Source organism: Azohydromonas lata (genome assembly GCF_034427735.1).
Taxonomy (GTDB): domain Bacteria; phylum Pseudomonadota; class Gammaproteobacteria; order Burkholderiales; family Burkholderiaceae_C; genus Azohydromonas; species Azohydromonas lata.
The window spans coordinates 17,200-30,039 of the sequence record NZ_JAXOJX010000037.1; the positions used below are offsets into that span (position 1 = coordinate 17,200).

At 66.6% G+C, this 12,840-nt stretch carries 11 protein-coding genes; 2 read left to right on the forward strand and 9 right to left on the reverse strand.

Translation table 11 applies throughout. The annotated features are described in order from the left end of the window. Window position 1: 1 nt before the first annotated feature. From folP to SM757_RS20600, 3 genes are all read right to left on the reverse strand, one after another. Entirely contained in the window at window positions 2–835 is an 834-nt protein-coding gene (gene folP / locus SM757_RS20590; protein WP_322466872.1) for a dihydropteroate synthase, read from the reverse strand. Between the two features lie 81 nt (window positions 836–916). Continuing rightward, a complete protein-coding gene (ftsH, locus tag SM757_RS20595) occupies window positions 917–2,827 on the reverse strand; it encodes an ATP-dependent zinc metalloprotease FtsH (protein ID WP_066341684.1) in 1,911 nt (636 codons plus the stop codon). Between the two features lie 161 nt (window positions 2,828–2,988). After that, complete coding sequence (locus SM757_RS20600; protein ID WP_066341683.1) at window positions 2,989–3,663, reverse strand: RlmE family RNA methyltransferase; 675 nt, start codon at window positions 3,661–3,663, stop codon at window positions 2,989–2,991. A 20-nt stretch (window positions 3,664–3,683) separates the two neighbouring features. Between SM757_RS20600 and SM757_RS20605 the strand changes: the two genes are divergently transcribed. Further along, complete coding sequence (locus SM757_RS20605; protein ID WP_066341682.1) at window positions 3,684–4,157, forward strand: YhbY family RNA-binding protein; 474 nt, start codon at window positions 3,684–3,686, stop codon at window positions 4,155–4,157. Window positions 4,158–4,208: 51 nt separating this feature from the next. Here the strand turns inward: SM757_RS20605 and SM757_RS20610 are convergent, their stop codons facing one another. The 5 genes from SM757_RS20610 to SM757_RS20630 all read right to left on the reverse strand — a co-directional run bounded on the left by SM757_RS20610 (window position 4,209) and on the right by SM757_RS20630 (window position 10,376). After that, entirely contained in the window at window positions 4,209–4,673 is a 465-nt protein-coding gene (locus tag SM757_RS20610; protein WP_322466873.1) for a DUF4149 domain-containing protein, read from the reverse strand. Beyond that, a complete protein-coding gene (gene greA, locus SM757_RS20615) occupies window positions 4,670–5,146 on the reverse strand; it encodes a transcription elongation factor GreA (RefSeq protein ID WP_066341678.1) in 477 nt (158 codons plus the stop codon). The genes SM757_RS20610 and greA overlap by 4 nt, the downstream gene beginning before the upstream one ends. A gap of 104 nt (window positions 5,147–5,250) precedes the next feature. Further along, the gene (gene carB, locus SM757_RS20620; RefSeq protein WP_066341676.1) at window positions 5,251–8,505 is read right to left on the reverse strand and encodes a carbamoyl-phosphate synthase large subunit; all 3,255 of its coding nucleotides are present in this window, start codon (window positions 8,503–8,505) and stop codon (window positions 5,251–5,253) included. Window position 8,506: 1 nt separating this feature from the next. Next, window positions 8,507–9,673, reverse strand: coding sequence for a glutamine-hydrolyzing carbamoyl-phosphate synthase small subunit (gene carA, locus SM757_RS20625; protein WP_322466874.1), 1,167 nt, complete (start codon window positions 9,671–9,673; stop codon window positions 8,507–8,509). 292 nt (window positions 9,674–9,965) lie between these two features. Next, window positions 9,966–10,376, reverse strand: coding sequence for a GlcG/HbpS family heme-binding protein (locus tag SM757_RS20630; RefSeq protein ID WP_066341673.1), 411 nt, complete (start codon window positions 10,374–10,376; stop codon window positions 9,966–9,968). 220 nt (window positions 10,377–10,596) lie between these two features. Here SM757_RS20630 and SM757_RS20635 point away from each other — a divergent pair, with 220 nt between their 5' ends. Then, window positions 10,597–11,295, forward strand: a complete 699-nt coding sequence (locus tag SM757_RS20635; RefSeq protein ID WP_066341689.1) for a Bax inhibitor-1/YccA family protein — start codon at window positions 10,597–10,599, stop codon at window positions 11,293–11,295. Window positions 11,296–11,372: 77 nt separating this feature from the next. Here the strand turns inward: SM757_RS20635 and rlmD are convergent, their stop codons facing one another. Further along, entirely contained in the window at window positions 11,373–12,830 is a 1,458-nt protein-coding gene (gene rlmD / locus SM757_RS20640) for a 23S rRNA (uracil(1939)-C(5))-methyltransferase RlmD (RefSeq protein WP_322466875.1), read from the reverse strand. Between the last annotated feature and the right edge of the window lie 10 nt (window positions 12,831–12,840).

Here is a 12,840-nt window from a genome sequence, read left to right on the forward strand (position 1 = left end):
CTCAAGAGTCGAGCCCGGCAGCCTGCCAAACCTTCAAAGCGTCCACGGTGGCGGCGACGTCGTGAACTCGTACCACCCGCGCGCCCAGCGACACCGCCGCCAGCGCCGCGGCCACGCTGGGCACCAGGCGCTGGTCCACGGGCCGCCCCGTCACCGTACCCAGGCACGACTTGCGCGAAAGGCCGGCCAGCAGCGGCAGGCCCAAGGCCAGCAGCTCGCGCTGGCGGCGCAGCAGCTCCAGGTTGTGCGCCACCGTCTTGCCAAAGCCGTAGCCCGGGTCCAGCACCACTCGCTCATCGGCCACACCGCGTGCGCGCAAAGCGTCCAGCCGCTGCGCCAGGAAGGCCAGGACTTCCCCCGCGACGTCGTCATAGGCCGGCGCCACCTGCATCGTGGCCGGCTCGCCCTGCATGTGCATCAGGCACACGCCGGCGCTCACGCCAGAGTCCATCAGCGCGTCCAGCGCGCCTGGGCGCTGCAGCGAGCGAACGTCGTTGATGATGTCCACGCCCAACTCCAGCGCCTTGCGGATGACCAGCGGGCTGCTGGTGTCCACCGATACGGGCACACCCAGGGTCAAGGCATGGCGCAGCACAGGCTCGACGCGGGCCAGCTCTTGCACCTCGCTGGGCGTGGCCGAACCCGGCCGGGTGGATTCGCCGCCGATGTCCAGGATGTCCACCCCTTCGGCCAGCAACTGCTCGCAGTGCGCCTGCGCGGAAACCGCATCCGCATGCTGGCCGCCGTCGGAAAATGAATCCGGCGTCACGTTGACGATGCCCATGACCTGCGGGCGCGAGAGATCGATGCGAAAGCGTGTGGTGGACCAAAACATGTGAGTACGGCTGCGAAAAGGCGGCAGAGAAAAAAACACGGGGCCCGCGGGCCCCGTGTGTGGTTTCAGAGTCGCGGCGGATCAGGACGATGCCGTGGCAGGCGTGCCGTCCGGATTGACCGGCGGCGTCATGCTGCCGCCGGAGCGCGGCGGCGTGGACGTCCAGTCCTTGGGCGGACGCGGCGGCTTGCCGCCCATGATGTCGTCGATCTGATCGCTGTCTATGGTTTCCCATTCGATCAGCGCGCGCGCCATGGCGTGCATCTTGTCCTTGTTTTCCTCGATGAGCCGGCGCGCGGTGGCGTACTGCTCGTCGATGATCTTGCGGATCTGCTTGTCCACCTTCTGCATCGTCTCCTCGGAGACGTTGACCTGCTTGGTGACCGAGCGACCCAGGAAAACTTCGCCCTCGTTCTCCGCATAGACCATGGGGCCCAGCTCGTCGGTCATGCCGTAGCGGGTGACCATGTCGCGGGCGATCTGCGTGGCACGCTCGAAGTCGTTGGAAGCACCGGTGGTCATCTGGTTCATGAACACCTCTTCCGCGATGCGGCCGCCAAACAGCACGGAAATGGTGGAGAGCATGCGCTCCTTGTCCATGCTGTAGCGGTCGCCCTCGGGCAGCTGCATCGTCACACCCAGGGCGCGGCCACGCGGGATGACCGTGACCTTGTGCACCGGGTCGGTCTTGGGCATGAGGCGCGCGACCAGCGCGTGACCCGCCTCGTGGTAGGCCGTGTTCTTGCGCTCCTCCTCGGGCATGACCATGGACTTGCGCTCGGGGCCCATCATGATCTTGTCCTTGGCCTTCTCGAAGTCGACCATCTCCACCACGCGTGCGTTGCGGCGGGCGGCGAACAGCGCGGCCTCGTTGACCAGGTTGGCCAGATCGGCACCGGAGAAGCCCGGCGTGCCGCGCGCCAGGATGTCGGCCCGGATGTCCTGGCCGACGGGCACCTTGCGCATGTGCACGTTGAGGATCTGCTCACGGCCACGCACGTCAGGCAGCGTCACGTAGACCTGGCGGTCGAAGCGGCCCGGGCGCAGCAGCGCAGGGTCGAGGATGTCGGGCCGGTTGGTGGCCGCCATCACGATCACGCCCAGGTTGGTCTCGAAGCCGTCCATCTCAACCAGCATCTGGTTGAGCGTCTGCTCGCGCTCGTCGTTGCCGCCGCCCAGGCCGGCACCGCGGTGGCGACCCACAGCGTCGATTTCGTCCACGAAGATGATGCAGGGAGCACTCTTCTTGGCCTGCTCGAACATGTCGCGCACGCGGGCCGCGCCGACGCCGACGAACATTTCGACGAAGTCGGAGCCCGAGATGCTGAAGAACGGCACCTTGGCTTCACCGGCAATGGCCTTGGCCAGCAGCGTCTTGCCGGTACCCGGAGGGCCCACCAGCAGCACGCCGCGCGGAATGCGGCCCCCCAGCTTCTGGAAGCGCTGCGGGTCCTTCAGGAAGTCCACCAGCTCCTTGACCTCTTCCTTGGCCTCGTCGCAACCGGCAACGTCGGCGAAAGTGGTGGAGTTGTTGGCCTCGTCCAGCATGCGCGCCTTGGACTTGCCAAAGCTGAAGGCGCCGCCCTTGCCCCCGCCCTGCATCTGGCGCATGAAGTAGATCCACACGCCGATGAGCAGCAGCATCGGCCCCCAGCTCACGAGGATGCTCATCAGCACCGACGGCTCTTCGCGCGGCTTGACGTCGAACTTGACGCCGTTGTTGATCAGATCGCCCACCAGGCCGCGATCGAGATACGTCGCGGTACTGCGCAGCCGCTTGTCGTCGGTCGTCACGGCGATGATGTCGGTGCCGCCATTGCCTTCCTGAAGCGTCACGGACTTGATCCGTTTGGCACGCACCTCTTCGAGGAAGTCCGAGTAACCGATCTGGTTACCCGCCGTGACTCCGCGGTCGAACTGTTTGAAGACGGTAAACAGCACGAGGGCTATCACCATCCAGACAGCGACTTTAGAGAACCATTGATTGTTCACCGCGGCTCCTTTTCAAACCAGGCACGGCACGCCCGCGGGGGCGCGACGGTGCGGAATTGGGGGCAATTTTAGTTCAGTCAAGGGCTAGCCAAATTTTGCTTTGTCCCGGGACGACACAGGTGCTTTCGCCTGCTTTACCGCCTTCCCGCAGCCGTGACAAGTTAAGTCCTTTTCAGACCCAGGCCTACAAGGAAAGTTTCGGCTGAACGGTCGCGCGACGCCTTGGGCTTGATGGGCTTGACGACGCGGAAGTGGCGCTTGAAAAGCTCCACCAACTGGCTGTAACCGCTGCCGTGAAAAACCTTGCAGACCAGCGCGCCGGAAGGCCTGAGATGGCCTTCGCAAAACTCCACGGCCAGCTCCACGAGGTGCGCGATGCGGGCAGCGTCCGCGCTTTCGATGCCGGAGAGGTTGGGTGCCATGTCGGACACCACCAGGTCCGCCTGACGGCCGCCCAGCGCCTCATGCAACTGCGCCAGCACCTCGTCCTCACGGAAGTCGCCCTGAATGAAATGCACGCCCTCGACAGGCTCGAAGGGCAGGATGTCCAGTGCGATAAGCGTGCCGTTGAGCTCACCCACCGCCGCACCGCCGGCACCCGCCGCCTTGGGCGCAAAGCGCTTGCGCAGGTACTGGCTCCAGGCGCCGGGCGCAGCGCCCAGGTCCACCACCACCTGCCCCGGATGGATGAGGTTGAGCGTCTCGTCGATCTCCTTGAGCTTGTAGGCGGCGCGGGAACGAAAACCGTCCCTTTGCGCCATTTTCACGTAGGGATCGTTGATGTGATCCGCAAGCCAAGCCTTGTTGACCTTCTTGCTCTTGGTCTTGATCTTCATGCTGAGTCGATAATGTAAGGATGTCTGCGATCAATCTGACCCCGGCCCAGCGCAAGGAACACCGCGCCGCCGCCCACCACCTCGACCCCGTCGTGCAAATCGGGGCCGATGGCCTCACGCCCGGCGTGCTCAAGGAACTCGACTCCGCGCTCAAGGCCCACGGCCTGATCAAGGTGCGCGTCTTCTCCGACGACCGCACCGCGCGCGAAGCCCTGCTCGGCCAACTCGCCGACCAACTCGACGCCGCGCCCATTCAGCACATCGGCAAGCTGCTGGTGCTGTGGCGCCCCATCCCACCCAAGGAAGAAACGGAACGCGATGACCGCCGTCCCGGCCCAAAGGTGGTGAAAATCGTGAAGTTCAGCAAGAGCGGCAACCACCGGCCGCAAGTGAAAAAGGTCCGCGTGCTGGGCAACGAGCGCGTCACGACCGGCGGCAGCGTCAAGCGCGCCAAGCGCCGCACGATCAGCGTGAAAAAGCGCGCGGCTGAGTAATTCACCCGATCTTTGGTAGTTTTCCCGACCGCTTGCCGGCGGTCGGTCTGCTCAGGCCGCCGGTGTCTTCGCGGGCGCCACCACCCGCCAGGACAGCACCATCACGCACAGGATCTTCAGGCCGAAGAACACGAGGCTGATCCCGTGCAATTGCCCAAAGGTGAGCGATCCCTTGCCGGCACGTGCCGCTTCCATCATGGGCTGCAAGCCGAAATAGCCCGCCACCGTGCAGAACAGCGCGCCCAGCGCCAAGGCCATCTCCACGGTGAACTGGCCACCCTGCCCTGCGTGGGCACGGCGCCGCTCTATCAGAACGAAGGCCAGCGCCGCAGCCAGCGTGAGAAACGCCTCGCGCTTGAAGATGAAGGCCACCACCAGGCCGGCTTGGGTGCGCTCCAGCACCGCAAACGGCGCCGGCGTGGCCACCAGCGCCACGCACAACAGCAAACCGGCCCACAGCGGCGGCAGCAACCGGCGCGCACGCGCCAGGCTGCTTCCCGGCGACGCCTTGCTCACTGGTAGCGCACTTCCACGATTTCGTAGTGCTTGATACCACCGGGCGCCTGCACCTCGGCCACGTCGCCGGCTTCCTTGCCGATGAGCGCGCGCGCGATGGGCGAGCTGATGGAGATCAGGCCCTGCTTGAGGTCGGCCTCGTCGTCGCCCACGATCTGGTAGGTCACGCTCATGCCCGTGGCCTCGTCTTCCAGGTCCACCGTGGCGCCGAACACCACGCGGCCGCCAGCGTCCAGGCCGGAGGGATCGATCACCTGCGCAGCGGCCAGCTTGCCTTCGATTTCCAGGATGCGGCCTTCGATGAAGCCCTGCTTGTCCTTGGCCGCGTCGTACTCGGCGTTCTCCGAAAGGTCACCCTGCGCGCGCGCTTCCTGAATGGCCAGCACCACCGCGGGCCGCTCGACGTACTTCAGGCGCTGCAGCTCCTCCTTGAGCTTCTCCGCGCCGCGCTTGGTAATGGGAATGGTGGCCATGTTGTGGACGTTGGATCAAAAGCAAAACGCGCCCACGGCGCGTTTCAGTGATGTGAAAACCGCCGCTCCGTTGTGAACCGGAGCGGCGGCGACGCGGCCGCAGTTTAGTGCAGCTGAGCGTGCATCTCCTGCAGCGAGATGACGCTGAGGTCATCCTGGTGCTTGAGCGCTTCGGTGGCGGCTTCGCAGCCGGCCATGGTCGTGTAGTAGGTCACGCGGTTGGCCAGCGCGGCGGTGCGGATGTAGCGCGAGTCGGCGATCGCCGTGCGCGTTTCGTCCACCGTCGTGAACACCAGCTGGATCTCGCCGGCCTTGACCATGTCGGCGATGTGCGGGCGGCCGTCCTTGACCTTGTTGACCGTCTTCACCGGGATGTCGGCGGCGGCGATGGCCGCGGCCGTGCCCTTGGTGGCCAGCAGCTTGAAGCCCAGCTTGTGCAGCTCGGCGGCGACTTGGACGGCACGCGCCTTGTCGCTGTTCTTCACGCTGATCACCACCGTGCCGGAGGTCGGCAGGCGCGAGCCCGCGCCGAGCTGGCTCTTGAGCATGGCCTCGCCGAAGCTCTTGCCCACCCCCATGACCTCGCCCGTGGAGCGCATCTCGGGGCCGAGGATGGGGTCCACGCCCGGGAACTTGTTGAAGGGGAACACCGCTTCCTTGACGCTGAAGTACGGCGGCACCACCTCGCGCGGCGCGAGGCCGTCCGGGCCCTTCTGCTCGACCAGCTTCTGTCCGGCCATGCAGCGAGCGGCGATCTTGGCCAGTGGCTGGCTGGTCGCCTTGGACACGTAGGGCACGGTGCGCGAGGCACGCGGGTTCACTTCCAGCACGTAGACGACGGCCTTGTCGCCCTCGCCCTGGATGGCGAACTGCACGTTCATCAGGCCGACGACCTTGAGCGCGCGGGCCATCAGCGCGGTCTGGCGGCGCAGCTCGTCCTGCAGCGCGGCCGGCAGCGAGTACGGCGGCAGCGAGCAGGCGGAGTCGCCAGAGTGCACGCCGGCCTGCTCGATGTGCTCCATGATCCCGCCGATCATGACGGCCTCGCCGTCGCTGATGCAGTCCACGTCCACCTCGATGGCGTCGTCCAGGAAGCGGTCCAGCAGCACCGGCGACTTCTCGGACACGCGCACGGCCTCGCGCATGTAGCGCTCCAGGTCCTTGTCGCCGTGCACGATTTCCATCGCGCGGCCGCCCAGCACGTAGCTCGGACGCACCACCAGCGGGTAGCCGATCTCGTGCGCCAGTTGCAGCGCCGCCTCTTCGGTGCGGGCGGTGCGGTTGGGCGGCTGCTTGAGGCCCAGCTCGTGCAGCAGCTTCTGGAAGCGCTCGCGGTCCTCGGCGATGTCGATGGAGTCAGGCGTCGTGCCGATGATGGGCACGCCGTTGGCTTCCAGGTCCAGCGCCAGCTTCAGCGGCGTCTGGCCGCCGTACTGGACGATCACGCCGACGGGCTTTTCCTTGTCCACGATCTCCAGCACGTCTTCCAGCGTCACGGGCTCGAAGTACAGGCGGTCGGAGGTGTCGTAGTCGGTGGAGACGGTTTCCGGGTTGCAGTTGACCATGATGGTCTCGTACCCGTCCTCGCGCATCGCCAGCGCCGCGTGCACGCAGCAGTAGTCGAACTCGATGCCCTGGCCGATGCGGTTGGGACCGCCGCCGAGCACCATGATCTTCTTCTTGTCGCTGGGCTGCGCTTCGCACTCCTCGTCGTACGTGGAGTACATGTAGGCGGTCTGCGTCTCGAACTCGGCGGCGCAGGTGTCCACGCGCTTGTAGACCGGACGCACGCCCAGGGCGTGGCGGGCGCGGCGCACGTCATGCTGGTTGCTGCCCAGCAGCTTGCCCAGGCGCTTGTCGGAGAAGCCCTTGCGCTTGAGGAAGTAGAGCTCGTCCTTGGACAGGCTCTCCACCGTGCGGCCCTGCAGCGCCTTCTCGGTCTGGATGATCTGCTCGATCTGCGCCAGGAACCACGGGTCGATGGCGGTCTCTTCGAAGATCTCGTCCAGGCTCATGCCGATGCGGAAGGCATCGCCCACGAACAGGATGCGCTCGGGGCCCGGGCTGCCGATTTCCTCGACGATCTCGTCGCGGTCGGTGGAACGCTCGGACAGGCCGTCGATGCCGGTTTCCAGGCCGCGCAGCGCCTTCTGGAAGCTTTCCTGGAAGGTGCGGCCCATGGCCATCACCTCGCCCACGGACTTCATCTGCGTGGTCAGGTGCGGATCGGCCTCGCGGAATTTCTCGAACGCGAAGCGCGGGATCTTGGTGACCACGTAGTCGATGCTGGGCTCGAACGAGGCCGGCGTGGCGCCGCCGGTGATGTCGTTCTTGAGCTCGTCGAGCGTGTAGCCCACGGCCAGCTTGGCGGCGATCTTGGCGATGGGGAAGCCCGTGGCCTTGGAAGCCAGCGCCGAGCTGCGGCTCACGCGCGGGTTCATCTCGATCACGATCATGCGGCCGTTGACCGGGTTGATCGAGAACTGCACGTTGGAGCCGCCGGTGTCCACGCCGATCTCGCGCAGGATGGCGATGGAGGCGTTGCGCAGGAGCTGGTATTCCTTGTCGGTGAGCGTCTGCGCCGGCGCAACCGTGATGGAGTCGCCGGTGTGGATGCCCATCGGGTCCAGGTTCTCGATGGAGCACACGATGATGCAGTTGTCCGCCTTGTCGCGGACCACTTCCATCTCGTACTCCTTCCAGCCGATGAGGCTCTCCTCGATCAGCAGTTCCTTGGTCGGCGAGAGATCCAGGCCGCGCTTGCAGATTTCCTCGAACTCTTCCGGGTTGTAGGCAATGCCGCCACCCGTGCCACCCAACGTGAAGCTGGGACGGATGACCATGGGGAAGCCCGGCCCGCCGATCTCGGCCTGGATGCGCTTTTGCACGCCCCAGGCCTCTTCCATGCTGTGGGCGATGCCGCTCTTGGCGGAGTCCAGACCAATCTTGGTCATGGCCTCCTTGAACTTCTGGCGATCCTCGGCCTTCTCGATGGCGTGCTCGTTGGCGCCGATCATCTCCACGCCGTACTTTTCCAGCACGCCGTGGCGGTGCAGGTCCAGCGCGCAGTTGAGCGCGGTCTGGCCGCCCATTGTGGGCAGGATGACGTCCGGGCGCTCCTTGGCGATGATGCGCTCCACCACCTGCCAGGTGATGGGCTCGATGTACGTGACGTCGGCCGTGGCCGGGTCCGTCATGATGGTCGCCGGGTTGGAGTTGACGAGGATGACCTTGTAGCCCTCCTCGCGCAGCGCCTTGCAGGCCTGGGCGCCGGAATAGTCGAACTCGCAGGCCTGGCCGATGATGATCGGACCGGCGCCGATGATGAGGACGCTCTTGATGTCAGTGCGCTTGGGCATCTCAGTTCTTCTCCGTCTTGCGCGCCGCCATCAGCTCAATGAAGCGGTCAAACAAATAAGCGATGTCATGCGGGCCGGGGGAGGCCTCGGGGTGCCCCTGGAAGCAGAAGGCGGGCTGGTCGGTCCAGGCCAGGCCTTGCAGCGAGCCGTCGAACAGGCTCACGTGCGTGGCGCGCAGGTTGGCCGGCAGCGCATCGGCCTTCACGGCAAAGCCGTGGTTCTGGCTGGTGATGCTCACGCGGCCGTTGTCCAGGTCCTTGACCGGATGGTTGGCGCCGTGGTGGCCGAACTTCATCTTGTAGGTCGGCGCGCCGGCGGCCAGGGCCATGATCTGGTGGCCCAGGCAGATGCCGAAGGTGGGCACGCCGCTGTTGATGAGCTCGCGCGCGGCCTCGATGGCGTAGTTGCAGGGCTGCGGGTCGCCGGGGCCGTTGGAGAGGAAGAAGCCGTCGGGCTTGAAGGCCAGCGCCTCGCGCGCAGGCGTCTGCGCCGGCAGCACCGTCACGCGGCAGCCGCGGCTGGCGAGCATGCGCAGGATGTTGAGCTTGACGCCGTAGTCATAGGCCACGACGTGAAAGCGCGGCGCCGCTTGGGTGCCGTAGCCGTTGCCCAGCTCCCATTCGGTCTGCGTCCACTCGTAGGACTCGCGCGTGGTGACGACCTTGGCCAGGTCCAGGCCGGCCATGCTGGGGGCGGCCTTGGCGCGCTCCACGGCTTCGGCCTTGTGCGCCTCGGTGATCACGGTGCCGACCGGGAAGGCCACGATGCAGCCGTTTTGCGCGCCGGTGGTGCGCAGCACGCGCGTCAGGCGGCGCGTGTCGATGTCGGCAATGGCCACCGTGCCCTGGCTTTGCAGGTATTCGGTGAGCGACTGGCCGGCACGGAAGTTGGACAGGCGAACGGGCAAGTCCTTGATCACCAGACCTGCGGCATGGACCTTCGACGCCTCGACATCCTCGCCGTTGACGCCGTAGTTGCCGATGTGCGGATACGTCAGCGTGACGATCTGGCGGCAGTAGCTCGGGTCGGTGAGGATTTCCTGGTAGCCGGTGAGCGCGGTGTTGAACACCACTTCGCCGACGGTATGACCGGCTGCGCCGATCGAGGTGCCCTGAAAGACCGTGCCGTCTGCAAGTGCGAGAAGTGCGGGAGGCTGTACAGGCAGCAAGGAAGACTCCGGTGTGTGTGCACGCCCGGCGCTGCTGAAAGCGCTCGATGTTGGTGCGCAACCGGCGGGGAACCGGTGGCAGCAGAGGCGAATTTCGCCGGGCGGGGTGTTGGCGGGTAAACCTTGGAATTATAGCGGACCCAGGGTTTCCCCCCGGCGCTACCCCGCACCGCGTGAGGAGTTGCTGCCGATCGTATTCACACTTCGGACTGCCTTGCCGCGTGCGCCGGGATGGTGCACGGGCCGTGGCGACACCCGCCGGTGGGGGCCGGCAGGCATCGGGTGTGGGGCGTCAGGCGGCTTGCAGCACGGCGATGCCGGCGCGGGCGATCTGCGCGTCCTCGTTGGACTTCACGCCGCTCACGCCCACGGCGCCGATGCAGTGGCCCTCGATGATCACGGGCACGCCGCCTTCGAGCAGGCCGTCAATGCCGGGCGCGCTCAGGAACGAGGTGCGGCCCTGGTTGATCATGTCCTCGTAGCCCTTGCTCTCGCGGCGGCCCAGCGCGGCGGTGCGGGCCTTGGCCGGGGCGATTTGGGCCGACACAGGCGCGGCGCCGTCCAGGCGCTGCAGCCACAGCAGGTGGCCGCCGTCGTCCACGATGGCGATGGTCACGGCCCAGCCATTGGCCTGCGCTTCGGCGCGGGCAGCCTCGCCCATGGCCTGCACGTCGTCCTGGGTCAGCATCGGTCGGTTCTTCATGTTGGAACTGCTCTTCGGGGGAATTGAAAAGGGCCGCTACTGTAGGGGCAGCCACCGGGGCCTTTGCATGGCGCCGTTGAAAAACAGAAATCACCGCCCGCGCAGCAAACGGCGGCCCCACGCGACACGCTGGTGCGCCCAAGGCAATCCCCCAAACGGCGGAACTAGAATTCATTGAGCGGATCGAACCCGCGTTCAGACCACTTTGGAGGCTTCTTTCATGGACCAACGCTTGCAGACCGTCTACTCCGGCCAGGGAGCGGCGGGCTCGCTCAGCGCGCAGCGCAACCGCGTCCTGCGCAACACCTACTGGCTGCTGGCGCTGTCGCTGGTGCCCACGGTGCTGGGCGCCTGGGTGGGCGTGAGCACGGGCATCGTGGCCGCCATGGGCAACGGCATGGCCGCCATCGTGTTCCTGGTGGGCGCTTTCGGCCTGATGTTCGCCATCGAGAAGACCAAGGACTCGGCCGCCGGCGTCGGCGTGCTGCTGGCCTTCACCTTCTTCATGGGCCTGATGCTGTCGCGGCTGCTGGCCATGGTGCTGGGCTTCTCCAACGGCGCGCAACTCGTGATGCTGGCCTTCGGCGGCACGGCGGGCGTGTTCCTGGCCGTGGCGTCTTTGGCCACCGTCATCAAGCGCGACCTCTCGAACATGGGCAAGTTCCTGTTCGTGGGCGTGATCCTGCTGCTGGTGGCCGGTCTGGTGAACCTGTTCGTGCAGTCCAGCGCGCTGATGATGACGCTGTCCGTCATCGCCATCGGCCTGTTCTCTGCCTTCATGCTCTATGACATCAAGCGCGTGATCGACGGCGGCGAAACGAACTACATCACCGCCACGCTGGCCATCTACCTGGACCTGTACAACATCTTCCAGAACCTGCTGGCCCTGCTGGGCATCTTCGGCGGCGACCGCGAATAACCCGAACAAGCTCGTACCCCAGCAAAGCAAAAGGCCCCGCGAGGGGCCTTTTTCATTGGGCGGACTGCGCGGGCTGCCTACTGCGGCGCCGCTTCGCCGGCCACAGCCGGCGGCTCCACCGCCGGGACGGCTTCCCCGGCCTCGGCCGCCTTGGGAACGAAGTTGGGGTCGTACTCGAACACCGCCATGCTTTCCACGTGCGCCGTGTGAGGGAACATGTTCACCGCGCCGGCAGCCGTGCAGCGGTAGCCGGCCTGGTGCACCAGCAGCCCGGCGTCGCGCGCCAGCGTGGCGGGGTTGCAGCTCACGTAGACGATGCGCTGCGGCATCCGCCAGCCCTCGGGCACCAGCTCCGGCGACTGGCGCAAGTCGGCCAGCGCCTTGGCCAGGGCGAAGGCGCCCTCGCGCGGCGGGTCCACCAGCCAGCGCTGCGCCGAGCCGTAGGCCGTGACGTCCGCCGGCGTGAGCTCGAAGAGGTTGCGCGCCGCGAAGCTCGCCTTGTGCGCCAGCGCATTGCGCTGCGCGTTCTCGCGCGAGCGCTGCACCAGCGCCTCGCTGCCCTCGATGCCCAGCACCTCGCGCGCCTGCGTGGCCAGCGGCAGCGTGAAATTGCCCAGGCCGCAGAACCAGTCGATGACGCGCTCGTCCGGCTGCACCTGCAGCAGCCGCAGCGCGCGGCCCACCAGCACGGTGTTGATGTGGTGGTTGACCTGCGTGAAGTCGGTGGGCTTGAAGGGCATGACCACGCCGAACTCCGGCAGCGAATAGGCCAGCTCCGGGCCGTCCGTGTCGAGCAGGTGCACCGTGTCCGGCCCCTTGGGCTGCAGCCACCACTGCACGCCGTGCTCGGCGGCGAAGGCACGCAGCTTTTGCACGTCGCCCTCGCTCAGCGGCTCCAGGTGGCGCAGCACCAGCGCCGTCACGAGGCCGAGCGGGCCTTCGCCTATGGCGACCTCGATCTGCGGCAGCCGGTCGCGCGCCTCCATGGCGGCCACCAGCGCGCGCAGCGGCATGAGCAGTGCGCTCACATGTGGCGGCAGCACCTCGCACTGCTGCATGTCGGCGACGTAGCGCGACTTGCGCTCGTGGAAACCCACCAGCACCGTGCCCTTCTTGACCACGTGGCGCACCGACAGGCGGGCGCGGTAGCGGTAGCCCCAGGTCGGCCCTTCCACCGGGCGCAGCATGCGCTCCGGCTTGACCTTGCCCAGGTGCCAGAGGTTGTCCTCCAGCACGCGCTGCTTGATGGCAATCTGCGCCCCGGCGTGCAGGTGCTGCATCTTGCAGCCGCCGCAGGCACCGGCGTGCAGGCCGAAGTGCGGACAGCCGGGCGTCACGCGCTGCGGGCTCTCGCGCCGCAGCGCTTCGAGCACGCCCTGCTCCCAGTTGTTCTTGCGCCGCGACACCTGCACCTGCACCTGTTCGCCCGGCAGCGCACCTTCGATGAAGACGACTTTCCCCTCGGCGTTGTGGGCCACGCCTTGCGCATCGAGATCCAGCGATTCGACGCGCAGCCATTCCTTGTCAACCGTCATGGACGCGGAT